20 protein-coding genes are annotated in these 23,524 nt (G+C 68.1%); 15 read left to right on the forward strand and 5 right to left on the reverse strand.

Translation table 11 applies throughout. The annotated features are described in order from the left end of the window. Positions 1-132 precede the first annotated feature (132 nt). The 3 genes from BLW00_RS15825 to glpK all read left to right on the forward strand — a co-directional run bounded on the left by BLW00_RS15825 (position 133) and on the right by glpK (position 4,279). Complete coding sequence (locus tag BLW00_RS15825) at positions 133-1,890, forward strand: glycerol-3-phosphate dehydrogenase/oxidase (protein WP_245741620.1); 1,758 nt, start codon at positions 133-135, stop codon at positions 1,888-1,890. Positions 1,891-1,929: 39 nt separating this feature from the next. Further along, positions 1,930-2,697, forward strand: coding sequence for an MIP/aquaporin family protein (locus BLW00_RS15830; protein ID WP_092555844.1), 768 nt, complete (start codon positions 1,930-1,932; stop codon positions 2,695-2,697). A gap of 61 nt (positions 2,698-2,758) precedes the next feature. Then, positions 2,759-4,279: a glycerol kinase GlpK gene (gene glpK / locus BLW00_RS15835; RefSeq protein WP_092555846.1), complete on the forward strand. Its 1,521-nt coding sequence runs from the start codon at positions 2,759-2,761 to the stop codon at positions 4,277-4,279. 235 nt (positions 4,280-4,514) lie between these two features. Here the strand turns inward: glpK and BLW00_RS15840 are convergent, their stop codons facing one another. Both BLW00_RS15840 and BLW00_RS15845 read right to left on the reverse strand, forming a co-directional pair. Further along, positions 4,515-5,348 carry a VOC family protein gene (locus BLW00_RS15840; RefSeq protein WP_092555848.1) on the reverse strand — a complete coding sequence of 278 codons (834 nt, stop codon included), beginning with the start codon at positions 5,346-5,348 and terminating at the stop codon, positions 4,515-4,517. Between the two features lie 115 nt (positions 5,349-5,463). Next, positions 5,464-8,115: a bifunctional FO biosynthesis protein CofGH gene (locus BLW00_RS15845; protein WP_092555850.1), complete on the reverse strand. Its 2,652-nt coding sequence runs from the start codon at positions 8,113-8,115 to the stop codon at positions 5,464-5,466. Positions 8,116-8,282: 167 nt separating this feature from the next. On the opposite strand from BLW00_RS15845, the gene guaD reads away from it, so the two are divergent. From guaD to BLW00_RS15860, 3 genes are read left to right on the forward strand one after another with little or no spacing between them, the layout of a single operon-like run. Then, entirely contained in the window at positions 8,283-9,677 is a 1,395-nt protein-coding gene (gene guaD, locus BLW00_RS15850; protein WP_217634395.1) for a guanine deaminase, read from the forward strand. A 2-nt stretch (positions 9,678-9,679) separates the two neighbouring features. Next, entirely contained in the window at positions 9,680-10,618 is a 939-nt protein-coding gene (locus BLW00_RS15855; RefSeq protein ID WP_092555854.1) for an antibiotic biosynthesis monooxygenase, read from the forward strand. Positions 10,619-10,636: 18 nt separating this feature from the next. After that, positions 10,637-11,074, forward strand: a complete 438-nt coding sequence (locus tag BLW00_RS15860; protein WP_092555856.1) for a VOC family protein — start codon at positions 10,637-10,639, stop codon at positions 11,072-11,074. A gap of 83 nt (positions 11,075-11,157) precedes the next feature. Here the strand turns inward: BLW00_RS15860 and cofD are convergent, their stop codons facing one another. Next, positions 11,158-12,153 carry a 2-phospho-L-lactate transferase gene (gene cofD, locus BLW00_RS15865; RefSeq protein ID WP_245741621.1) on the reverse strand — a complete coding sequence of 332 codons (996 nt, stop codon included), beginning with the start codon at positions 12,151-12,153 and terminating at the stop codon, positions 11,158-11,160. Positions 12,154-12,206: 53 nt separating this feature from the next. Next, positions 12,207-13,568, reverse strand: a complete 1,362-nt coding sequence (locus BLW00_RS15870) for an aminotransferase class I/II-fold pyridoxal phosphate-dependent enzyme (RefSeq protein WP_092555860.1) — start codon at positions 13,566-13,568, stop codon at positions 12,207-12,209. Positions 13,569-13,731: 163 nt separating this feature from the next. On the opposite strand from BLW00_RS15870, the gene BLW00_RS15875 reads away from it, so the two are divergent. The 8 genes from BLW00_RS15875 (at position 13,732) to BLW00_RS15910 (ending at position 22,298) form a co-directional block, all read left to right on the forward strand. After that, entirely contained in the window at positions 13,732-14,580 is an 849-nt protein-coding gene (locus BLW00_RS15875) for a nitrilase-related carbon-nitrogen hydrolase (RefSeq protein WP_092555862.1), read from the forward strand. A gap of 14 nt (positions 14,581-14,594) precedes the next feature. Further along, entirely contained in the window at positions 14,595-16,028 is a 1,434-nt protein-coding gene (hydA, locus tag BLW00_RS15880) for a dihydropyrimidinase (protein ID WP_092555864.1), read from the forward strand. A 59-nt stretch (positions 16,029-16,087) separates the two neighbouring features. Next, the gene (locus tag BLW00_RS15885; RefSeq protein WP_092555866.1) at positions 16,088-17,104 is read left to right on the forward strand and encodes a TIGR03842 family LLM class F420-dependent oxidoreductase; all 1,017 of its coding nucleotides are present in this window, start codon (positions 16,088-16,090) and stop codon (positions 17,102-17,104) included. Continuing rightward, the gene (locus BLW00_RS15890) at positions 17,101-18,012 is read left to right on the forward strand and encodes an ABC transporter permease (protein ID WP_092555868.1); all 912 of its coding nucleotides are present in this window, start codon (positions 17,101-17,103) and stop codon (positions 18,010-18,012) included. Before BLW00_RS15885 ends, BLW00_RS15890 begins: the two co-directional genes overlap by 4 nt. Further along, positions 18,009-18,866, forward strand: coding sequence for an ABC transporter ATP-binding protein (locus BLW00_RS15895; RefSeq protein WP_092555870.1), 858 nt, complete (start codon positions 18,009-18,011; stop codon positions 18,864-18,866). Before BLW00_RS15890 ends, BLW00_RS15895 begins: the two co-directional genes overlap by 4 nt. Continuing rightward, the gene (locus BLW00_RS15900) at positions 18,863-19,636 is read left to right on the forward strand and encodes an ABC transporter permease (protein WP_092555872.1); all 774 of its coding nucleotides are present in this window, start codon (positions 18,863-18,865) and stop codon (positions 19,634-19,636) included. The genes BLW00_RS15895 and BLW00_RS15900 overlap by 4 nt, the downstream gene beginning before the upstream one ends. A 38-nt stretch (positions 19,637-19,674) precedes the next feature. Continuing rightward, complete coding sequence (locus BLW00_RS15905; protein WP_092555874.1) at positions 19,675-20,823, forward strand: ABC transporter substrate-binding protein; 1,149 nt, start codon at positions 19,675-19,677, stop codon at positions 20,821-20,823. Between the two features lie 137 nt (positions 20,824-20,960). Beyond that, on the forward strand, positions 20,961-22,298 hold the full coding sequence (locus tag BLW00_RS15910; RefSeq protein WP_092555876.1) for an aspartate aminotransferase family protein: 1,338 nt from the start codon (positions 20,961-20,963) through the stop codon (positions 22,296-22,298). Here the strand turns inward: BLW00_RS15910 and BLW00_RS23515 are convergent. Continuing rightward, complete coding sequence (locus tag BLW00_RS23515; protein ID WP_175494315.1) at positions 22,259-22,414, reverse strand: hypothetical protein; 156 nt, start codon at positions 22,412-22,414, stop codon at positions 22,259-22,261. The genes BLW00_RS15910 and BLW00_RS23515 overlap by 40 nt on opposite strands. A gap of 107 nt (positions 22,415-22,521) precedes the next feature. On the opposite strand from BLW00_RS23515, the gene BLW00_RS15915 reads away from it, so the two are divergent. After that, positions 22,522-23,460: a LysR family transcriptional regulator gene (locus BLW00_RS15915; RefSeq protein WP_092555878.1), complete on the forward strand. Its 939-nt coding sequence runs from the start codon at positions 22,522-22,524 to the stop codon at positions 23,458-23,460. Positions 23,461-23,524 lie beyond the last annotated feature (64 nt).

Raw genomic sequence — 23,524 nt, forward strand, 5'->3', positions numbered from 1 at the left:
GTCGCATCCTCTCCGACCGATCTGCACATATGTGCAATGCGCTTGATCATATGTGAAAAGAGTCGTACAACAGTAGCCGTCGCATGGATTGCCTCAACGCAACCCTCACGAGAGCACGAAGGCGAGTACACAGTGAGCACCCACGAATCCGACATCCGGCCCGAGGTCGCAGCCATCCGTTCGAACCCCAAGGCACAGGTTCTGATCATCGGCGGGGGCATCAACGGTATCGGCACGTTCCGCGACTTGGCGCTGCAGGGCGTCGACGTCATCCTGGTCGAGCGCGGCGACTACGCCAGCGGCGCCTCCAGCGCGTCGAGCCACATGATCCACGGCGGCGTGCGCTACCTCGAGAACGGCGAGTTCCGGCTCGTGCGCGAGAGCGTGCAGGAGCGCAACCGCCTCCTCCGCCTCGCTCCGCACTACGTGAAGCCGCTGCCCACCACCATTCCGATCTTCTCGACCTTCTCGGGCATCCTCTCGGCCCCGCTGCGCTTCCTCACCCACAAGCAGGGCAAGCCGAAGGAGCGCGGCGCCCTGCTCATCAAGCTCGGCCTGCTGGGATACGACTCCTTCTCGCGCGACGGCGGCAGCGTGCCGCGCCACAAGTTCGTGGGCCACAAGAAGTCGCTGCAGAAGCTGCCGAAGCTGCGCCCCGATGTGAAGTACACCGCCACCTACTACGACGCGGCCGTCGAGAACCCCGAGCGTCTGGCGCTCGACCTGGTTCAGGATGCGCTGGCGACCGGCCCGCAGGCCCGCACCGCCAACTACGTCGAGGCGATCGGCGCGAACGGCGACGCCGTGGTGCTGCGCGACGTGCTGAGCGGCCAGACCTTCAAGGTCACCGCCGACGTCGTCGCGAACACCTCCGGCCCCTGGACCGACCTCACCAACGCGGCGCTCGGCCAGGTCACGAAGTTCATGGGCGGCACCAAGGGCTCGCACATCGTGCTCGACAACCAGGAGCTGTTCGACGCCACGGCCGGCGGCGAGGTGTTCTTCGAGAACGACGACGGACGCATCGTGCTGATCTACCCGCTGAACGGGCGTGTGCTCGTGGGCACCACCGACCTCGAAGCCGATCCGGCCGAGCCGAGCGTCACCACCGACGAGGAGATCGACTACTTCTTCGGACTCGTGAAGCACGTCTTCCCGACCATCCACGTCGACCGCGATCAGATCGTCTACCGGTACTCCGGCATCCGCCCTCTGCCCGGTCACGGCGACACCGCTCCTGGATTCGTCTCGCGCGACTACCGCATCGAGCACGGCTCCTTCGCGGGTTCGGCCACGGTGAAGCAGCTCAGTCTGGTGGGTGGCAAGTGGACCACGTTCCGCGCGCTCTCGGAGCACCTCGCCAACGACACGCTCGCCCTCCTGGGCCGCCAGCGCACCGTCAGCACCACCGATCTCGCGATCGGCGGCGGCGTCGGCTTTCCGCAGACCCCGGCGGCGGAGGCGAACTGGGTGAAGGCGCACGGTGCCGATCTCGGTGAAGCGCGCGCCCGCATCCTGCTGGGCCGCTACGGCACGAAGGCGGCGGCCGTGATCGACTTCATCGTCGCCCACACCGATACCTCCGGCGACACGGTCACCGACGCCCCGCTCGCGACCCTCCCGGGTTACAGCGTGGCCGAGATCGCCTACCTGATGACCGAGGAGCACGCCGTGCACCTCAGCGACCTGGTGCTGCGACGCAGCATCATCGCCTTCGTCGGAGCGCTCGACCAGGGCGTCTTCGACGAGCTGAGCGGCATCGCGGCGGAGGCGGCGGGCTGGTCGCCCGAGCGCCTGGCCGACGAGCGCGCCCAGGCGGCCGAGAATCTCCGCTTCTTCCACGGCATCGTGCTGGAAGCGGCGAACACGACGGCAGCTGCCGTCAACTGAGTCGGGCGGCGTCGCTGCCGCCCCTGAAGGAAGGTCAATGTGGACAATCTCGGTATCGACTTCGTGTCAGAACTGGTGGGCACCGCCCTGCTGGTGCTCCTCGGCTGCGGGGTGGTCGCCAACGTGGCGCTGGTTCGTACGAAGGGCTTCAACGGCGGATTCCTGATGGTGAACATCGGCTGGGGCCTCGCGGTCTTCTCCGGCGTCATCGTCGCGTACGCCTCGGGGGCGCACCTCAACCCGGCCGTGACACTCGGACTGGTGGCGAACGGAGCGAAGACCTTCGGTTCCGAAGCGACCCTGGTCGACGTGAACTTCCTCACGGTGATCGCGTACATCGGAGCGCAGCTCATCGGTGCGATCATCGGCGCGGTGTTCGTCTGGCTCGCCTACAAGCAGCACTTCGACGCGGAACCGGATGCCGCGAACAAGCTCGGCGTGTTCTCCACCGGCCCTGCGCTCCGCAGCTACGGCTGGAACCTGGTGACCGAGATCATCGGCACCTTCGTGCTGGTGTTCGTCGTGATCGGCTTCGGCCGCAACGCCGACGGGGGCGGCCTCGCCGCGCTCGGCGCCCTCCCGGTCGCCCTCCTGGTGATCGCGATCGGCGCCTCGCTCGGTGGCCCGACCGGCTACGCCATCAACCCGGCCCGTGACCTCGGGCCGCGCCTGGCTCACGCCTTCCTCCCGATCAAGGGCAAGGGGAGCTCCGACTGGGCCTATTCCTGGGTTCCGGTGGTGGGTCCGATCATCGGCGGACTGATCGCCGGATGGGCCGCCATCCCGCTACTTCCGATCCTGACCTGATCAAAGGCTGACAAGCGCCTCCGTTCTTGCAAGAATCCAATCAATAACAAAGGAGTTAGACGTGTCCGAACAGAAATACGTCCTGGCCATCGATCAGGGCACAACCAGTTCACGAGCCATCATCTTCGACCACGCCGGCACCATCGTGTCGACGGGGCAGAAGGAGCACGAGCAGATCTTCCCGAAGGCGGGCTGGGTCGAGCACGACCCGATCGAGATCTGGGACAACGTGCGCGAGGTCATCGGCCAGGCACTCTCGAAGGCCGACCTGACCCGCCACGACATCGCCGCGGTCGGCATCACCAACCAGCGCGAGACCGCGGTGGTGTGGAACAAGAACACCGGCAAGCCCGTCTACAACGCCATCGTCTGGCAGGACACCCGCACGCAGGACATCGTCGACCGCCTCGCGGCCGACGGCGGCGTGGAGCGGTTCAAGCAGATCGTGGGCCTTCCGCTCGCCACCTACTTCTCGGGCACGAAGATCGTCTGGATCCTCGAGAACGTCGACGGCGCCCGTGAGGCGGCGGAGGCGGGCGACCTGCTGTTCGGCACCACCGACAGCTGGGTGCTCTGGAACCTCACCGGAGGCACCGAGGGTGGCGTGCATGCCACCGACGTCACCAACGCCTCGCGCACCCTGTTCATGGATCTCGAGACGCTCCAGTGGCGCGACGACATCCTCGAGGCCTTCGGGGTTCCGAAGTCGATGCTGCCGGAGATCAAGTCGTCCTCCGAGGTCTACGGCACGGTCGAGCCGTCGAACCTGCTGCGCGAGGTGCCGGTGGCCGGCATCCTCGGCGACCAGCAGGCCGCCACCTTCGGCCAGGCGGCGTTCGACGCGGGCGAGTCGAAGAACACCTACGGCACCGGCAACTTCCTCATCTTCAACACCGACACCGAGATCGTGCACTCCAAGAACGGACTGCTCACCACCCTCGGCTACAAGCTGGGCGACCAGCCGGCGCACTACGCGCTCGAGGGATCGATCGCGGTGACCGGGTCGCTCATCCAGTGGCTGCGCGACAACCTCGGCATCATCTCTTCGGCCCCCGAGGTGGAGGAGCTGGCCAAGACGGTGGAGGACAACGGTGGCGCCTACTTCGTGCCGGCGTTCTCGGGCCTCTTCGCCCCGTACTGGCGGCCGGATGCTCGTGGTGCGCTCGTGGGCCTCACCCGCTACGTGAACAAGGGCCACATCGCGCGTGCCGCTCTCGAGGCGACCGCGTTCCAGACCCGCGAGGTGCTGGATGCGGTCAACGCCGACTCCGGCGTCGACCTCACGGAACTGAAGGTCGACGGCGGCATGATCGCCAACAACCTCCTCATGCAGTTCCAGGCCGACATCCTCGGCGTGCCCGTGGTGCGCCCCGTCGTCGCGGAGACCACGGCTCTGGGCGCCGCGTATGCGGCAGGCCTCGCGGTGGGCTTCTGGGCCAACCTCGACGAGCTGCGCGCCAACTGGCAGGAAGACTCGCGCTGGACGCCGCAGATGGACGACGCCGAGCGCGACCGTCAGCTCCGCAACTGGAAGAAGGCCGTCACGAAGACCTTCGACTGGGTCGACGCCGACGTGAACTAGCCCCACAACGACAAGGCCCGCAGCCCGCTGAACCGCCCAGAGACATCGGGACGAGACGGCGGGCTGCGGGCCTTTCTCGACAACCCAGGGTGAGCGCGAGGCCGCGTCAGCGACCTCACGCGAACATGTCGCCTCGCGCCGCAGAAGCGGCGGCGCGAGCAGCGAGCGACGCGCGACCGCAGGCCGCGCATCGCGGGAAGCGGCGAATCGGCACCCGCCGGCCACGGACGTACGACTACCGAGGCTCGTGAAACTCACTCAGCGTGAGGATCGCCCCCTGCGGGTCTTCGATCCGCGCCAGATCCGTCCACGGCGTATCCTCCGTGCTCAGCAGGGTCGCGCCCAGCCGTTTGGCCCGCCGCACGCTGTCGGTGCGGGAGGCGACGCTGATGACGACCTGCCAGTTCGGTTGCTCGGAGCCGGTGGTGGGCTGGATGGCGCCGATCACGTCGGCGAAGCCCTCGGGGGCGCCCGCCTGGCGCTCGTAGATCTCGGGGTCGACCGTGTCGGCCAGGTGGTGGCCGTAGCCCTCGACGGCGATCATCGACTCCACGCTCTCGCCGAGGTCGAGGTACTTCCAGCCGAAGAGCCGCTCGTGGAAGCTCTTCGCCGCCGGGATGTCGCCGGTGCGGAGGTTGCTGAAGTTCCAGGCGCCCGGGACGTTCACGACCTGAGCGCCCAGCCGACGCCTGGCTTGCCAGAGGCGGAACTCCGCACCCTGCGAGTCCCGGCAGGTGGCGGTGCGGCCGCCGGGGCCGGCGTCTTCGGGGCCGGATGTCACGAGCCCACCCGCCCGCACGACCTCGGGCGCGACGGCATCCACGTCGTCGACGGCGAAGTAGGTGTTCCACGTGGCCACCGATCCGGGCACACCCGCCCCGATGGCGGCCACGTCGCTGCCGTCGAGCTGCGCGATGAGGTAGACGCCCGGCGCGTCGGGAGGCATGGCGTTCTCGAAGGTCCACCCGAACAGGCCGCCGTAGAACGCGACCGCGGCATCCGGATCGCCCTGTTCCGTGTCGATCCAGCAGCTGACGCCCTGCGGGTAGGATCTCTGCGACTCGGCCATCATGCCCTCCTCGCGCGCCACCTTACGCCGCACGCGGTGGCGCGCGCCGTCGAGTCGCCAGATTTTGTCGGAATCCGGCTCGTCGTTGCGGCGTGTCTTGGCGACTCGGTGGGCGCTACGCCATGGGGAGGAGGCGCAGCGACTTGCCGGTGGCCGCGAATCCGCGCGACGCGAACTCGCGGGCGACCGCCACGCGCTCGGGGGTGGGACGCCCGTAGGTCGTGGTGCGCTGCACGGGGGTGCGCCCGATCTCGGCGATCATGCGCTCCAGCTCGTCGACCGTCTTCTCCGAGCCGTTGTCGGCGCCGGCCATGCGGCTGATCGTCTCCTCCATCAGGGTGCCGCCGAGGTCGTCGGCACCGCCCTGCAGCATCTGCTGGGTTCCGCCGTTGCCGAGCTTCACCCAGGAGGTCTGCACGTGGTCGATCCGCCCGTGCAGCATGAGCCGCGACACCGCGTGGATGGCCCGGTTCTCCTGCACCGTCGGCCCCGGCCGCGCCACACCGGCGAGGTAGACGGGGGAGTTCATGTGGATGAACGGCAGCAGCACGAACTCGGTGAACCCGCCCGTCTCGTCCTGGATGCGCGAGAGCGTGCGCAGGTGCCCCACCCAGTGCGTGGGGTTGTCGACGTGCCCGTACATCATGGTCGACGACGAACGCAGCCCCACCGAATGCGCGGTGGAGACGATCTCGATCCACTGCGCCGCGGGCAGTTTGCCCTTGGTGAGCACCCAGCGCACGTCGTCGTCGAGGATCTCGGCGGCCGTGCCCGGAATGGTGTCGAGCCCCGCCGCCTTCGCCTCGAGCAGGAAGTCCCGGAACGACAGCCCCGTACGGGCCGCCCCGTTCACGATCTCCATCGGGCTGAACGCGTGCAGGTGGATGTCGGGCTGCCGCTGCTTCACCGTGCGCGCCAGATCGAAGTAGGCGGTGCCCGGCAGGTCGGGGTGGATGCCGCCCTGCATGCAGATCTCGGTGGCCCCGATCGACCAGGCCTCGTCGACGCGGTCGCCGACCTGCTCCATCGACAGGGTGTAGGCGTCCGCGTCGTTTCGGCGCTGTGCGAAGGCGCAGAACCGGCAGCCCGTGTAGCAGACGTTCGTGAAGTTGATGTTGCGGTTCACGACGTAGCCCACCTCGTCGCCGACGGTGGCGCGCCGCACCTCGTCGGCGAGGGCGGCGAGGGCTTCGAGGTCGGGGCCGTCGGCGCCGAGCAGCGTGAGGTACTCGGCATCCGTGAGTCCGGCGGGGTCGACGGATGCTCGCAGCAGCGCCGAACGCACCGCCGGGTCGCCGGATGCGCGGGTGGCGTTGGCGGCGTTGGCCCCGACGTGCTCGCGCAGCTCGGACCAGTCGCCGTAGACGTCGTCGAAGTCGCTGCGGCGGTCGCCCGTGCGCCCGATCGTGTCGATCTCGGTGTGGAGCTCCGTGCGACCGGAGCCCGACGAGCCCCACTCCGGTTCTTGCCACGGCAGGCCGACCGGGATGCGACTCTCGACGGCCAGCCCGTCTTCCGACGCGAGCGCCCGCACGTGCGGCAGCACCCGCGGGTCGATCCACGGCTCCTCGGCGCGCACGAAGTGCGGATGCGCGGTGAGCCGCTCGCGCAGGGTGAACCCTGCCTCGGCGGTGAGCCGCGCCAGGTCGTCGATGTGCGGCCACGGCCGTTCGGGGTTCACGTGATCGGGCGTGAGCGGCGACACGCCGCCCCAGTCGTCGATGCCGGCGCGCACGAGCAGCGACAGCTCGCGCGCATCCGTGAGGTTCGGCGGAGCCTGGATGCGCGCCTTCGGCCCCAGCACCAGTCGCGCCACGGCAACCGCGGCCACGTACTCCTGCGTCTCCAGGTCGTCGGCGCCCATCATCGCGGTGGCCGGCTTCGCCCGGAAGTTCTGGACGATGACCTCCTGCACGTGCCCGTGCCGACGCGCGGCCGAACGGATGGCGAACATCCCGTCGACCCGCTCCTCGTAGTTCTCGCCGATACCGAGCAGCAGCCCCGTGGTGAAGGGTACGTTCGAACGCCCCGCATCTTCGAGCACGCGCAGGCGCAGCGCCGGATCTTTGTCGGGCGAACCGAAGTGGGCGTTGCCCTTCTCGGTCCAGAGCCGGGTCGCGGTGGTCTCGAGCATCATGCCCATCGAGGGCGCCACCGGCTTCAGCCGCTGGATCTCCTCCCAGGTCATCACGCCGGGGTTGAGGTGGGGGAGGAGGCCGGTCTCCTCGAGCACCCGGATGGCCATGGCGCGGAGGTAGGCGATGGTGGAGTCGTAGCCGTGCGCATCCAGCCACTCGCGGGCGGCGGGCCAGCGGTCTTCGGGGCGGTCGCCGAGGGTGAAGAGCGCCTCCTTGCAGCCGAGCGCCGCGCCCTGGCGCGCGACTTCGAGCACCTCGTCGGGCGACATGAAGGGAGCCTTGCCCTGCTTGGCGAGGCCGCCCGGCGTCTGCACGAAGGTGCAGTAGTGGCAGCGGTCGCGGCAGAGGTGCGTGAGCGGGATGAACACCTTGCGCGAGTAGGTGATGACGCCCGGGCGACCGGCGATCTCGAGCCCCGCATCCCGCACCCGGGAAGCGGCCGTGAGCAGCCGGTCGAGGTCGTCGCCGCGCGCGTGCAGCAGCGTCTCCGCCTCCGTGGCGTTCAGCGAGACGCCCTCGTCGGCGCGTTTCAGCGCCCGGCGGATCGCGGAGGCGTTCGGCACGAAGGCCTGCACGATCGGCTGCGGTTCGGCCTTGCGACGGGTGGGGGTGGGCAGATCAGCAGGCATGGGCGACGACCTCGAAGTATCGAAAGAGATAAGAAGAGAGCAGGGCCCAAAGCCAGACCCAGAACCAGAATAGAACGAGCCTACCCCCTGTTCTGGAGCACGATCGAACCACCCGCCCCCGGGGTCGCTGTGGCACGATGGCCCCATCACGACGAATGGGGATCGACTTGGCTGAGACAGCTATCCGCGGCACTTTCCTGGACTTCATCGACGACCCGTGGAAGCACGTGGGCAACGAGGAAGCCGCGGTGCGCTTCCACGCCGACGGTCTGCTCGTCGTCGAGGCGGGCAAGATCGTCGACTTCGGTCCCTACGCCGAGGTCGCGCCGAAGCATCCCGGGGTCGCGATCACCGAGATCCGCGACCGCATCATCCTCCCCGGATTCATCGACGGCCACATCCATCTGCCGCAGACCCGCGTGCTCGGTGCCTACGGCGAGCAATTGCTGCCATGGCTGCAGAAGTGGGTATTCCCGGAGGAGCACAAGTACGCCGACCGCGCCTACGCCGAAGAGGGCACCAAGCACTTCTTCGACAACCTGCTCGCCTCCGGCACCACGACCGCGCAGACCTTCACCACCGGCAACCTCACCTGCAACGAGGTCTTCTTCGAAGAGGCCACGAAGCGCAACATGCGGATGATCGGCGGCCTCACCGGCATCGACCGTCACGTTCCCGACTACTTCGCGAACACGCCCGAGCAGTTCTACGACGACTCGAAGACCCTGATCGAGAAGTTCCACGGGGTGGGCCGCAACCTCTACGCCATCACCCCCCGCTTCGGTTTCGGCGCCTCGAACGAGCTGCTCGCGGCCTGCCAGAAGCTCAAGGAAGAGCATCCGGATCTCTGGATCAACACCCACATCTCCGAGAACCCGGCCGAGATCCACGGCGTGCTGGCGCTGCACGACGACTGCCACGACTATCTCGGCGTCTACGAGAAATACGACCTCGTCGGACCGAAGTTCACCGGCGGGCACGGCGTGTGGCTCTCGAACGACGAGTTCCGTCGCCTCTCCGACTCCGGCGCCGCCGTCTCGTTCTGTCCCTCGTCGAACCTCTACCTCGGCAGCGGATTGTTCCGTCTCGGCAAGGCGACCGATCCCGAGCACCGCGTGCTGCTCAACTTCGGCACCGACATGGGCGGCGGCAACCGCTTCAGCCTGCTGAACACGCTCGAAGACGCCTATAAGGTCGGGATGCTCAACAACACCATCCTCGACGGCTCCATCATCCCGAGCGATCAAGACCTGGCGGAGTCGGAGCGCAACAAGCTCTCGCCGTTCCGTGCCTTCTACTCGCTCACCAGGGGCGGGGCCGAGTCGCTCTACATCGACGACCTGGTGGGCACCTTCGACATCGGCAAGGAGGCCGACTTCGTGGCCCTCGACTGGACCGCGGGCCCGCCCGCCACCGCGTGGCACCAGAGCCTGCTGCACGACGGCGGCGAGCTCACGCTCGAGGCAGCCTCCGATCTCCTCTTCGGCATCATGATGGTGAGCGACGAGCGTGCGGTCGACGAGACCTGGGTGATGGGCGAGCGCGCCTACAAGAAAGCCTGAGCATGACGGTCGCCTTGGTGGTGCACCGCCGACTGGCCGAGGACAGTTACGCCGAATACGCCGCCTGGCAGGAGAAGGTCGGGCGACGGATCGAGACGTGGCCGGGATTCCTCGATCGCCGCGTCATCCGGCCCGATCCGCCACTCCAGGTGGACTGGGTGATCGTGCAGCGCTTCCGCGACATCGATTCGGCGCGCGGCTGGTTGCAGAGCGCCGACCGGCTGGCCCTGCTCGACGAGATCAAGGGCCACTTCGTCGGCAACGACGACGTGCACCTGTTCACCGAGGACACCGAGAAGCCGGCCGAAGCGGCGTCGGTGCTCATCTCGAGCCGGGTGCCCGAAGCCGACGAGGGGGCCTTTCTCGACTGGCAGCGTCAGATCTCGGCCGCCGAGTCTCGATTCGACGGCTTTCTCGGCCACAAGATCGAGCGCCCGATCCCGGGCGTGCAGGAGGACTGGGTGGTGGCGCTCAGCTTCGACACCCCCGAGCACCTCGAGAAGTGGATCGAGTCGCCGGAGCGCAAAGCGCTGCTCGCCGCCGGCCGCGACTACAACGAGCAGCTCACCCTGACCCGCGCCAGCTACGGGTTCGGGTTCTGGTCGGGGCAGAAGGGCAAGGACCTGCCCGATCCGGTGTTCAAGAGCAACCTCCTCGTGCTGCTCATGCTCTACCCGATCGTGTTCCTCTGGGGCTACTTCATCGCCGATCCGCTGTTCGCCGATCACGGGGTGCCGTTCTGGCTGTCGCTGTTCATCGGCAACGTGGTGTCGACGCAGCTGCTCGGCTGGTTCTTCGTGCCGTGGGCCTTCAAGCTCTTCGGCTGGTGGGTGAAGCGCAACCAGCCGGCGCGCGTGCATGCGGCCGGTTACGCGATCATCATCGCCCTCTACATCGTGTCGATGGCGGTCTACGCCGGGTTGCTGGCGCTGCGGGGGTAGGCGCGCCACGATGGGGTGATGACATCGACCGGATATCCCGCCTTCCGTCAGGTCGTGCTCGACACCGAGAACGCCCGCGAACTCGCCGAGTTCTACCATCACCTTCTCGGCCTCGCCTACGAGGCGGGCGACGAGCCGCCCGTCGATGGATCGCCCGACACCGACGGGCAGGACTGGCTGGTCTTGCTCGGACCTGACGGCAAGCGTCTGCTCGCGTTTCAGCAGGTGGCGAGTCTGGCTCCTGCCACCTGGCCCGAGGGGCCGCGCCCGCAGCAACTGCACCTCGACTTCTCGGTGCCCGACCTCGACGAGTTGACGCGGCATCGCGACCGGGCGCTCGAACTCGGGGCGACCATTCTGCGCGAAGAACTCGACGACCCCGACGAGCCGATCTCGATCCTCGCCGACCCCTCCGGCCACCCCTTCTGCATCTTCGTGATCGCGCAGAGCGGCTGACGCGTCATTTCGGGAGGAGCTGAGCGAAACCGAGGTCGAATACGGTGTCGGTTCGTCCCAGCTCCTCCCGAAACGAACTCGGCTCAGTGAAGTGCGGCGGCGAGGGCGTCGGAGGCGAGCTGAGCACTGGTCGCGGGGTCGCGCATCCAGAGCGGAACGACGGAGGTGCGGATGCCGGCCGCCTCGAGAACCGGGGCGCTCACCGCATCCGTCTCATCGACGAGCCACGCGTCGAGGAGGCCGTTGCTGGAGCGCTGGCGCGAGCCGTAATGCTTCGCCACGGCGGCGGCCGTGGTCTCCACGCCGATGGCGGTGAGGCACGCGTCGGCGTAGCCGCGCACGGCGGAGCCCGAGATGATCGGGGAGACGCCCACGATCGGGGCCCGGGCCGCTCGGAGAGCCGAGCGCACCCCGTTGACGCCGAGGATGGTGCCGATCGACACGACGGGGTTGGAGGGCGCCAACAGGATGACGTCGGCGTGCTCGATGGCGTGCAGCACCTGTGGCGTGGGCTTGGCGGCATCCACGCCGACCTGGATGAAGCGCTGCGCGGGCACGTTCGCGCGGTACTTCACCCACCACTCCTCGAAATGCACGATCTTGCGCTGGCCGTCGACCTCGATGGCCACGTGGGTCTCCACGGGCTGGTCGCTCATCGGCAGCAGGCGCACCCCGGGGTTCCAGCGTTCCGCGAGGCGGGCGGTGGCTTCGGTGAGGGTGAGGCCGTCGCGGAGAAAGCTGGAGCGGGCGATGTGGGTGCCGAGATCGAGGTCGCCGAGCGTGAACCAAGGCCAGCCGACGCCGTAGGCGGTGAGTTCGGCGCTCACACGCTCGCTCTCGTCCTTCCGGCCCCAGCCGCGCTCGTCGTCGTTGGCGCCGCCGAGGGTGTACATGATCGAGTCGAGGTCGGGGCACACCCGGAGCCCGGTCAGCCACATGTCGTCGCCGGTGTTCACCACCGCGGTGATCTCGGCGGTCGAGCCGCCGTCGCCGTTCGGATACCGCGACCTCAGGTGCGTGCGCAGCCCCCGCAGGAACCGTGCCCCTCCGACGCCGCCCGCGAGAACCGTAACCTTCACGCCCCCATTCAACCCCATCGCCGCCCCCTTCCCGGACGGATGGCCGGCACCCCTCAGGTGGCGCGGGCGGCGCTCGCGAGGAGCGCGCCGACCTGGTCGAACTCGTCGCGCACGCGGCCCGCGGTCACCCGCAGGAACTGGCCGGTGCCGTGGTCGGGGCCTGAGCCGGCCGGTGGCCCGCCCGCCGCGAACGTCGATCCGGCCGCCACCCGGATGCCCCCGGCCGCGAGGGTCACGATCGCCGCCTTCTCGTCGGCCACCGGGATCCAGGTGTTGATGCCATCGGACGGGGGGTGCGGCAGGCCGTGCGCCACCAGCGCCTCGGCGAGCTGCCGCTGCCGTGCCTGATAGATCCGCCGCGCGTCGTGCACGGTCGAGACCGAGGAACTCGCGGTGAGCAGGTCGTGCAGGATGGTCTGCAGCATCCGGGAGGTCCAGCCCGGTCCGAGCATCCGCCGGGCCACGATGCGGTCGATCAGGAGCTCGGGGCCGCCGATCGCCGCGATCCGGAGGTCTGGCCCGTGGGACTTCGCGTAGCTGCGCACGTGCAGGGTGCGTTGCGGCAGCCAGGTGCCGATGCTGAACGCGGGCGCGCTGGAGATCTCACCGGAGTGGTCGTCTTCGATCACCACCGGATCGCCGAGGTGCTCGTGCGCGCGCAGCACCCGGGCGAGCTCGCGCACCCGCTCCGCGGTGAACGACGCGCCCGTGGGATTGTGTGCCCGAGGCTGCAGGATGATCGCCACGGGGTTCAGCAGCAACGCCCGGGCGAGCTGGTCGGGCCGCAGGCCCTCCGCATCCACGTCGACCGGGATGCGCTCGACACCGAGGTGCTCCAGCAGGTCGAAGAAGGGCGGGAACCCCGGGTTCTCGACCACGACCCGGTCGCCGTAGCGCACCAGCGTCTCGAGGGCGCGGGAGATCGCATCCAGTGCGCCGTCGACGATGGTGAGCGCAGCGACCGGATAGGGCCACGACGCCCGCAGCTGCAGTTCGAGCTCGGGCAGCACCGGCGCGCTGAGGTAGCTGGCGGTGTCGGCGCGGGTGGGCACGCGGGTGAGGGCGGCCGTGAGGTCGGGGAGGAGCTCGCCGTCGGGCGTGCCCGTCGAGAGATCGAGCCGCGCGCTGACGTGCGATCCGGCGAGCTCTCCGAAGTGCGGCGGCATCCAGGCCGTGGCCGCTTGCAGCACGTAGCTGCCGGCCCGGCCGCGCGACGTGATGAGCCCGACGCCCGAGAGCGCCTGCCAGGCGTTGCTCACCGTGGCCGGGCTCACCCCCAGGATGGCGGCGACGTCGCGCACGGTGGGCAGGCGGTCGCCCGCGCTCAGTGTGCCCGAGCGGATCAGCCGCGAGATGGCCGCGGCGATGCCTTCCGGTGTGCGGTATTCGACTGCGTCTACGATCTGATCGAGCATCCGTGTCCGATTCTTCGAGGGGTATCAGTGGATGTCTTGCTCGGAACTCTTGACATATTTACGCTCGCGTCACACGCTGAAACACACGAGAAATGTTCAAACCGAATAATAACAAAACCGGGGTGTCGAGGACACTCCGGTCGTCGTTCGAAAGGAACTGCCGATGACGACCGTACGCGCTGCGATCACCCAGACCACCTGGACGGGCGACAAGGAGTCGATGCTCGACAAGCACGAGCAGTTCATGCGCGATGCCGCGGCGCAGGGCGCACAGGTGATCTGCTTCCAGGAGCTGTTCTACGGGCCGTACTTCGGCATCACGCAGGACAAGAAGTACTACCGCTACGCCGAGCCGGCCGACGGCCCGATCGTGCAGCGTTTCGCGGCGCTGGCGAAGGAGCTGCACATGGTGGCGATCCTCCCGATCTACGAGGAGGAGCAGACCGGCGTCTACTACAACACCGCGGTGATCGTGGATGCCGACGGCACCATCCTCGGCAAGTACCGCAAGCACCACATCCCGCACCTGGAGTCGTTCTACGAGAAGTTCTACTTCCGCCCCGGCAACCTGGGCTACCCCGTCTTCGACACCGCCGTCGGCAAGATCGGCGTTCACATCTGCTACGACCGTCATTTCCCCGAAGGATGGCGCGAGCTGGGCCTGAACGGCGCGCAGATGGTGTTCAACCCCAATGCCTCCAAGCCCGGCCTGTCGAACCGCCTGTGGGAGCTCGAGGGCCCGGCGGCCGCCGGCGCCAACCAGTACTTCGTGCTCGTGCCGAACCGCGTGGGCAAGGAGGACAACGAGTACGGCGACCTCGCCGTGAACTTCTACGGCACCTCCTACGTGGTCGACCCGCGCGGGAACTACGTCGGCGAGCTGGGGTCGAGCGAGCACGAAGAGGTACTGATCCGCGATCTCGACCTCGACGCCATCCGGGACACCCGCGACGACTGGCAGTTCTACCGCGATCGCCGGCCCGACGCCTACGGCGAGATCGTGGCACCGTAGGAGGGGGAGACGCCATGAAGACCCTCATCACCGGCGGCACCGTCGTGAACGCGACGGGCACGGCTCAGGCGGACGTGCTCATCGACGGCGACACGATCGCGGCGGTGCTCGCCCCGGGAAGCACCCTCCTGGGGTTCGACCTCGCGGGCAACGTCGACGAGGTCGTGGATGCGTCGGGCAAATACGTCATCCCGGGCGGCATCGACGCGCACACCCACATGCAGATGCCGTTCGGCGGCACCGAGGCCAGCGACACCTTCGAGACAGGCACTCGGGCGGCGGCGCACGGCGGCACCACGTCGATCATCGATTTCGTGGTGCAGTACGCGGGCGAGAACATCCTCGACCAATACAAGCTGTGGCACGAGAAGGCGGCGGGCAACTGCGCCATCGACTACGGGTTCCACCAGATCCTCTCCGACGTGCAGGATTCGTCGTTGACGGCGATGGATGAGCTGATCAACGAGGGCGTCACCTCGTTCAAGCTCTTCATGGCCTACAAAGGTGTGTTCCTCAGCGACGACGGCCAGATCGTGAAGGCGATGCAGCGGGCGAGCGACAACGGGTCGCTCATAATGATGCACGCCGAGAACGGCTCCGTCATCGACCTGCTGGTGAAGCAGCACCTCGAGCGCGGCGAGACCACCCCCTACTACCACGGTGTCTCGCGGCCGTGGCAGGCGGAGGAGGAGGCCACGCACCGGGCGATCATGCTCGCGAACCTCACCGGCGCACCGCTCTACATCGTGCACGTCAGCGCCAAGCAGGCCGTGGAGCAGATCGCGGCGGCCCGCGACAACGGGCAGAACGTGTTCGCGGAGACCTGTCCCCAATACCTGTACCTGAGCCTCGAAGACCAGCTCGGCGCATCCAGCCCCGAGTGGGGCGACTTCGAGGGCGCGAAGTGGGTGTGCTCCACTCCGTTGCGGTCGAAGCACGAGGGCCACCAGAACCACATGTGGCGCGGCCTCCGCACGAACGACCTGCAGGTGATCTCCACCGATCACTGCCCGTTCTGCATGAAGGGCCAGAAGGACATGGGCCTCGGCGACTTCTCGAAGATCCCGAACGGCATCGGCTCGGTGGAGCACCGGATGGACCTGATCTACCAGGGCGTGGTGATGGGCGAGATCAGCCTGCCGCGTTGGGTGGAGCTGACCTCCACGACGCCGGCGCGGATGTTCGGGGTCTACGGCAAGAAGGGCGTCATCCAGCCTGGCGCCGACGGCGACGTCGTGATCTACGACCCGAACGGTCACACCTCCATCGGGCTCGAGAAGACGCATCACATGAACATGGACTACTCGGCCTGGGAGGGATTCGAGATCGACGGCCACGTCGACACCGTGTTCTCCCGCGGGCGCAAGATCGTCGACGAGAACCAGTACCTCGGCCGCAAGGGCGATGGCGCGTACTTCAAGCGCGGACTGAGCCAGTATTTGATCTGAGCCTGTTCTGCGATCCGGCAGGCGCATCCGCCCACTCGCCCGAAAGAGAGACACAGCACATGGAATTCGGCGCGGTCGTTCAGACCAATCCTCCGGCGGCCCGCACGGTCGGGCTCGCCAAGCTCAGCGAGCAGTACGGCTTCGACTACTTCTGGACCTTCGATTCGCACCTGCTCTGGCAGGAGCCGTACGTCATCTACAGCCAGATCCTGGCCGAGACGCACAAGATCAAGGTCGGCCCGATGGTCACCAACCCGGCCACCCGTGACTGGACGGTCACGGCATCCGTCTACGCCACGCTCAACGAGATGTACGGCAACCGCACCATCTGCGGCATCGGCCGCGGCGACTCCGCGGTGCGCGTCACCAACGGGGCGCCCACGACGCTGAAGACGCTGCGGGAGTCGATCCACGTCATCCGTGAGCTCGGAAACTCGCGCTCGGTGGAATACAACGGGGCGACGCTGCAGTTCCCCTGGAGCCACGGATCGCAGCTCGACGTGTGGGTGGCCGCCTACGGCCCGCTGGCCCTCAAGGTGGCCGGGGAGGTGGGCGACGGCTTCATCCTGCAGTGCGGCGACGTCGACATCGCGAAGTGGATGATCGCCTCGGTGCGCGCCGCCGCCGAGAACGTGGGGCGGAATCCCGACGACATCGCGTTCTGTGTGGCCGCTCCGATGTACATCGGCGACGACTGGGAGCACATGCGCGACCAGTGCCGCTGGTTCGGCGGCATGGTGGGCAACCACGTGGCCGACATCGTGGCCAAGTACGGCGAGCACAGCGAGGTTCCACAGGCGCTGACCGACTACATCAAAGACCGCGAGGGCTACGACTACAACGAGCACGGCCGCGCGGGCAACACGCACACGAGCTTCGTGCCGGATGAGATCGTCGACCGGTTCTGCGTGCTCGGCACCGCCGAGCAGCACATCGAGAAGCTCAAGCAGCTGAAGGACATCGGGGTCACCCAGTTCGCCGGTTACCTGCAGCACGACTTCAAGGAGGAGACCCTCCGCGTGTACGGCGAGACCGTCATGCCCGCTCTCCGCGACCACATCACGGCCAAGGCATGAGCGAACGCTCCCGAGCGGGTTCGAGCGGCCCGCGCACCAACCAGACGGCGAAGCGGATCGCCTTCGGCGTCGGGGGTGTGGTGCTGCTCGTGGCGATCTGGGAGCTCTACAAGGCGCTCGGCCCGGCGACCGGGGTGGTGGTCGGCGACCTCACGATCCTTCCCCGCACCACCGATCTCGCCATGCCGCACGTCTGGGACATGATCGGCCGCCTGTTCGAACCCACCGGCGGCGGGCGCGACGCGATGCCGGTGTGGCTCGCGGTGGTGCAGGCCTCCGTGTTCAGTCTCGGCGTGGCGGCCGTGGGCTGGGTGGTGGGCGTGGTCGTGGGGCTGCTCCTGGCCATCCTGATGCAGCGTTTCCGCACCGCGGAGTCGGCCGTGCTGCCGTGGATCATCCTCAGCCAGACCGTGCCGCTCATCGCCATAGCACCACTCGTGCGGCGCTGGGGCTCGCAGCTCGAGTTCGGCGATTTCAGCTGGGAGAACTGGATGTCGGTGGCCGTCATCGCCTCCTACCTAGCCTTCTTCCCGGTGTCGATCGGCGCGCTCCGCGGGCTGAACTCGCCCGACACCATCCACGTCGAACTGTTCCGCAGCTACGGCGTGGGCTGGTGGAAGACCCTGTTCGTGCTGCGCCTGCCGGCCAGCGTGCCCTATCTGCTGCCCGCCCTGCGGCTCGCCGCCGCCAACGCGGTGATCGGCACCGTGGTGGCCGAGGTCTCAATCGGCCTGCGCGGCGGCATCGGCCGCATGATCATCGAGTACGCCCAGCAGGCTTCGGGCGACCCGGCCAAGACCTGGGCGCCGATCTTCGGCGCCGTCGCGGTGGGCCTCGTGGCCGCCGGATTCATCGCCCTGCTCGGAGTGCTGCTCCGCCGTTACCGTCGAGGGGAAGTGCCCGCATGAGCGACGCATCCGACATCACCACCGCACCCGCCACAGCGCCTGTCGTTCCGGATGCCGCCGTGCAGGTCTCCGGGGTCGACAAGATCTTCACCGGCAAGAAGAAGGCCACGGTCACCGCCCTCGAGTCCATCGATCTCACGGTGGCGCCCGGCGAGTTCGTCTCGCTGATCGGGCCGTCGGGATGCGGCAAGTCGACGCTGCTGCGCCTGATCGCCGATCTCGACACGCCCTCCACGGGCACCGTCACCGTGTTCGGCAAGACGGCGCGTCAGGCCCGCATCGACCAGGAGTACGGCATCGCCTTCCAGCAGGCCGGCCTCCTGCCGTGGCGCACCGTCACCGGCAACATCGAGCTGCCGCTCGAACTGCACGGTGTCGGCGGCGCCGCCCGCAAGGCACGGGTGAGCGAGCTGCTCGCCCTGGTCGGGCTCTCCGACTTCGCCGAGAGCTACCCCGACCAGCTCTCCGGCGGCATGCAGCAGCGTGTGGCGATCGCCCGGGCCCTCGCCGAGAGCCCGCGCCTGCTGCTCATGGACGAGCCGTTCGGGGCGCTCGACGAGATGACCCGCGAACGGATGCAGACCGAGCTCGTGCGCATCACCGGCGAGACCGGGGCGGCCGTCGTGTTCGTGACCCACTCCATCCCCGAGGCCGTCTACCTCTCGAACCGGGTGGTCGTGATGTCGCCTCGGCCCGGACGCATCCGCGACGTGCTCACCGTCTCGCTCGGCACTGCGCAGGAGCGCACCGAGGAGCTGCGCGAGAACGAGGCCTTCTTCGAGAACGTCAGCAAGGTGCGCGAACTGCTGCACGGTGAGGCGCCGGTGGGCATCCGGGGGGTCGAGACCCGATGAGGAGCTCTGCCGGCATCTACCGCACCGTGCTCGCCCCGGTGCTGCTCGGCCTCGTCGCACTCGCGCTGTGGCAGCTGCTCGTCGTCGCCTTCGACATCAAGGCGTTCATCGTGCCGGGCCCAATCGCCATCGGCACCGAGTTCGGCGCCAACCTCTCAACGGTGCTGCAGGGCGCGCTCGTCACGGGCGGCAACGCGCTGGTGGGGCTTGTCATCGGCGGCGTCACCGGCATCCTGTTCGCCATCATCGCCGCCCTCGTGCGCGTGATCGACGAGTTGAGCGCCGCCGTGGTCGCCGCGATCGCCGTGGTGCCGATCGTGGCCCTTGCGCCCGTGCTCTACACGATGTTCGGCGCGGCGGCCGAGACCGGGCGGCAACTGGTGGCCGCGATCGCCGTGTTCATCCCCGTCTACATCAACACCCTGCGGGGACTGCGGCAGGTGCGGCCCGTGCATCGCGACCTGATGCGCGTGTACGCGGCATCCGCGTGGCAGACGACGCGCACCGTGACCGTGCCGGGCGCGTTGCCGTTCATCTTCACGGGGCTCCGGATCGCGTCGAGCCTCGCCGTGATCTCCGCCCTCATCGCCGAATACTTCGGCGGCCCCATCGGCGGTCTCGGCAAGTCGATCACCTCCGCTGCGAGCGGCTCGAACTACAGCCTCGCCTGGGCTTACGTGCTCGGCGCCATCATCGTCGGGCTCGTGTTCTACTGCGTCACCCTCGCCATCGAGAAGATCGCGACGCGGCACTACAGCCCGAACACCTAGGTCTGCACCATCCGGCACCACCAAGAAGGAGGAGCAACATGAAACACAGCACCCGTCTCATCAGCGGCGTCGGCGCCCTCGCCGTCACCGCGCTCGCGCTCGCGGGCTGTTCGAGCGGCGGCTCGAGCGATTCCACCGACTCGGCCGACTCCGGCGACCTCACCCCGGTCAGCCTGCAGCTGCAGTGGTACTCGCAGGCCCAGTTCGCCGGCTACTACGCGGCCCTCGACCAGGGCTACTACGAGGATGAAGGCCTCGACGTCTCGATCCTCGAAGGCGCCGCCGACATCGTCCCGATCGACGTGCTCACCGGCGGCGACGCCGACTTCGCGATCTCCTGGGTTCCGAAGGTGCTCGGCTCGATCGAGCAGGGCGCCGCGGTCACCGACATCGCGCAGATCTTCGAGCGAAGCGGCACCACGCAGATCTCGATGAAGGATGCGAACATCACCTCGCCCGCCGACCTCAAGGGCAAGACGGTCGGCAGCTGGGGCTACGGCAACGAGTGGGAGCTCTTCGCCGGGATGCAGAAGGCCGGCGTGAACGTGGGCGACATCTCACTCGTGCAGCAGGCCTTCGACATGAACGGCTTCCTGGCCGGCGACATCCAGGCTGCTCAGGCGATGACCTACAACGAGTACGCTCAGGTGCTCGAGACGGTCAACCCCGCCACCGGCGAGCTGTACACGCCCGAGGAGCTGAACGTCATCAACTGGAACGACGAAGGCACCGCGATGCTCCAGGACGCCATCTGGGCCGACTCCGACCGCCTCGCCAGCGACTCCGACTACGCCGACACGGCCGTGAAGTTCATCAAGGCCTCGATCAAGGGCTGGGCCTACGCCCGCGACAACCCCGAAGAGGCCGCGAAGATCGTGACCGCGTCGGGATCGCAGCTCGGCGAGAGCCACCAGCTCTGGATGACCAACGAGGTCAACAAACTGATCTGGCCCTCCGAGAACGGCGTCGGCATGATCAACCAGGACGAATGGGACCAGACGGTCTCCATCGCCAAGGGCACCGAGAACGAGACGGGCGCGACCATCATCACGTCCGACCCGCCGGAGACCGCGTTCTCGAACGAGTACGTGGAGAAGGCGCTCTCGGAGCTGAAGGATGAAGGGGTGGACGTGAACGGGGCGGACTTCAAGCCGATCACGGTCACTCTCAAGGAGGGTGGCCAGTAGGTCACGCCCGTCGATTCCGGGGCGGTATTCACCCTCCGCCTAAGGGTTGAGCGGAGCTCAAAGGCGGCGGAGGGCGAACACCGCCCCGGAATCGACTACCAAGAAACATCGAACGAGAGAGAGAAACAGGCAGCACCATGAATCTTGACCCGGCAGACCAGCAGCTTGCGCTCGAACTGGATCGTGCACATGTGTTCCACTCCTGGTCGGCTCAGGCGACTCTGAAGCCGATGGTGATCGCCGGGGGACTGGGGTCGACGGTGTGGGACTTCGAGGGGAACGAATTCCTCGACTTTTCTTCGCAGTTGGTGAACACGAACATCGGGCATCAGCATCCGGCTGTGGTGGCTGCGATCAAAGAGCAGGCGGATGTCCTCACCACTGTTGCTCCGGCTCATGCGAATCTGACTCGGGGGAAGGCTGCCCAGCGGATTTTGGCGCGGGCGGGGAACACGTTCAGCAAGGTGTTCTTCACCAACGGTGGGGCGGATGCCAATGAGAACGCGATCCGGATGGCGCGGCTGTACACGGGGCGCGACAAGGTGCTGTCGCACTATCGCTCCTATCACGGCAACACGGGGGCGGCCATCGTCGCCACGGGGGACTGGCGGCGGGTGCCGAACGAGTACGCGCGGGGGCACGTGCACTTCTTCGGGCCGTTCGCGTATCGGTCGGAGTTCTGGTCGGCCTCGGTCGAGGAGGAGTCGGCGCGGGCGCTGCACCACCTTCGGCGGGTCATCCAGGCCGAGGGGCCGACCTCGATCGCGGCGATCCTGATCGAGACGATCCCCGGCACCGCCGGCGTGCTGGTGCCCCCGCCCGGTTACCTCGCGGGTGTGCGAGCGTTGGCCGACGAGTACGGCATCGTGCTGATCTTCGACGAGGTGATGGCCGGATTCGGCCGCACCGGGTCGTGGTTCGCCTTCCAGGCCCTCGCCGAGCAGGAGGGCGGACTCGTCGAGCCCGACCTGATCAGCTTCGCGAAGGGCGTGAACTCGGGCTACGTGCCGGCCGGCGGCGTGATCATCTCGCCCGCCATCGCCGACATCTTCGACGACAACGTCTTCCCGGGCGGCCTGACCTACTCCGGGCATCCGCTCGCCATGGCGTCGATCGTCGGCACGCTCGACGCGATGGAAGACGAAGGGATCGTCGACAACGCCGCCCACATCGGGCGCGACCTGCTCGAGCCGGGGCTCGCGGCTCTTGCGGCGAAGTACCCGATCATCGGCGAGGTGCGCGGGGTCGGCGTCTTCTGGGCACTCGACCTGGTGAGCGACCCGGAGACCCGGGCGCCGCTCTCGGCCGGGGGAGTCGGCGCCCTCAAAGCCGCTCTGCTCGCGCGTGGGCTGCTGCCCTTCACGGCCGACAACAGGCTGCACGTGGTGCCGCCCTGCGTCGTGACGGATGCCGAGGTCGAGCGGGCGCTGGCGATCTACGACGAGGCGTTCGGCGCGGTCGGCGACGTCGACTGAGCCCGGGCGGTGCCCCGCGTGGGGGCCGCCCGGTAGCCGTCGCGGGCGATCACGACCACGCTCGCCGCGATACCGCATGCCCCGAGGGCGCCGAACAGCAGGAGCGCGATGACCATGGTGAACTCCTCCTCGTGAACCCCGTCGGAGGGCTCAGAGCCACGATGGCAGCGCGAGAGCTGTAGAACAATCGCAGAGTTCTTTGCTATTCCTGTAGAGTCCCTACATGGATCTGCGTCGCCTCGAATTGCTGCGTGAACTCGCCGAGCGGGGCAGCATCACCGAGGTCGCGCGCGCGACGCACCGCACGCCCTCCGCGGTCTCGCAGCAGTTGCGCATCCTGGAGCGGGAGGCGGGCCTGCCGCTGACCGAGAAGGCCGGCCGCGGCATCGTGCTGACCGATGCCGGCCGGGCGCTCGCCCGCAGCGCCACCGACGTGGCTGTGGCCATCGAGCAGGCGACGGCGCTCTGGGACGAGTTCCGCAACGACCCGACCGGCGAGGTGTCGCTCGCCACCTTCCCCACCGGCGGCCAGATGCTGCTGCCCGGCGTCGTGAACCGCCTCGACGCCGTCGGCGGCCTCACTCTGCACTGCTCCGACCGCGACCCTGAGAGCGACGACTTCCCGGCCCTCACGGCCGACTTCGATATCGTGCTCGCCCACACCGCGTCCTCCGCCGCCATGAATTGGCCCACCACCGACGTCACGGCCGTGAAGCTGATGACGGAGCCACTCGACATCGCTCTGCCGCCGGGGCATCCGCTGGCCGCGAAAGAGCTGCTCGACCCCGAAGACCTGATCGGGGAACGCTGGATCGGCGTGCCGTGGGGTTACCCCTTCGAGCGCACGATCCACGACATCTCGGCCGCCGCCGGCTCGCCGATGAACGTCGTGCAGCGCTTCGGCGACACGCGGGTGACCGAGGCCTTCGTGGCCGCGGGGCTCGGCATCGCCATCCTGCCCTGCTACACGGCGGGCGGCGCCTATCGCAGCGAGATCGTGCTGAAGAACCTGCGGGGAGTGGTGGCCGAACGTCACATCTTCGCCCTGATGCGACCCGACCGTGCCGAACGGTTGGCCGTGCGCACCGTCGTCGACGCGTTGCGCGCCGAAGCGGATGCGGTGGTCGCCGCGAACCTCCACCGCAACCCGCCCCGCCCCTAGGCCGCCCCGCGCCGGGGCCCCATCGCCGACCCGCCCGGCTGGGCATCGGCTGAGTCCCGTCTGA

This window comes from Herbiconiux ginsengi, assembly GCF_900107435.1.
GTDB lineage: Bacteria > Actinomycetota > Actinomycetes > Actinomycetales > Microbacteriaceae > Herbiconiux > Herbiconiux ginsengi.

Bases quoted from the DNA above. Each gene is read 5' to 3' on its own strand.
- BLW00_RS15840 (WP_092555848.1), bottom strand. From the start codon at position 5,348: ATGGCCGAGTCGCAGAGATCCTACCCGCAGGGCGTCAGCTGCTGGATC.
- BLW00_RS15845 (WP_092555850.1), bottom strand. From the start codon at position 8,115: ATGCCTGCTGATCTGCCCACCCCCACCCGTCGCAAGGCCGAACCGCAG.
- BLW00_RS15855 (WP_092555854.1), top strand. From the start codon at position 9,680: ATGACGGTCGCCTTGGTGGTGCACCGCCGACTGGCCGAGGACAGTTAC.
- BLW00_RS15860 (WP_092555856.1), top strand. From the start codon at position 10,637: ATGACATCGACCGGATATCCCGCCTTCCGTCAGGTCGTGCTCGACACC.
- BLW00_RS15870 (WP_092555860.1), bottom strand. From the start codon at position 13,568: ATGCTCGATCAGATCGTAGACGCAGTCGAATACCGCACACCGGAAGGC.
- BLW00_RS15875 (WP_092555862.1), top strand. From the start codon at position 13,732: ATGACGACCGTACGCGCTGCGATCACCCAGACCACCTGGACGGGCGAC.
- hydA (WP_092555864.1), top strand. From the start codon at position 14,595: ATGAAGACCCTCATCACCGGCGGCACCGTCGTGAACGCGACGGGCACG.
- BLW00_RS15885 (WP_092555866.1), top strand. From the start codon at position 16,088: ATGGAATTCGGCGCGGTCGTTCAGACCAATCCTCCGGCGGCCCGCACG.
- BLW00_RS15890 (WP_092555868.1), top strand. From the start codon at position 17,101: ATGAGCGAACGCTCCCGAGCGGGTTCGAGCGGCCCGCGCACCAACCAG.
- BLW00_RS15895 (WP_092555870.1), top strand. From the start codon at position 18,009: ATGAGCGACGCATCCGACATCACCACCGCACCCGCCACAGCGCCTGTC.
- BLW00_RS15900 (WP_092555872.1), top strand. From the start codon at position 18,863: ATGAGGAGCTCTGCCGGCATCTACCGCACCGTGCTCGCCCCGGTGCTG.
- BLW00_RS15905 (WP_092555874.1), top strand. From the start codon at position 19,675: ATGAAACACAGCACCCGTCTCATCAGCGGCGTCGGCGCCCTCGCCGTC.
- BLW00_RS15910 (WP_092555876.1), top strand. From the start codon at position 20,961: ATGAATCTTGACCCGGCAGACCAGCAGCTTGCGCTCGAACTGGATCGT.
- BLW00_RS23515 (WP_175494315.1), bottom strand. From the start codon at position 22,414: ATGGTCATCGCGCTCCTGCTGTTCGGCGCCCTCGGGGCATGCGGTATC.
- BLW00_RS15915 (WP_092555878.1), top strand. From the start codon at position 22,522: ATGGATCTGCGTCGCCTCGAATTGCTGCGTGAACTCGCCGAGCGGGGC.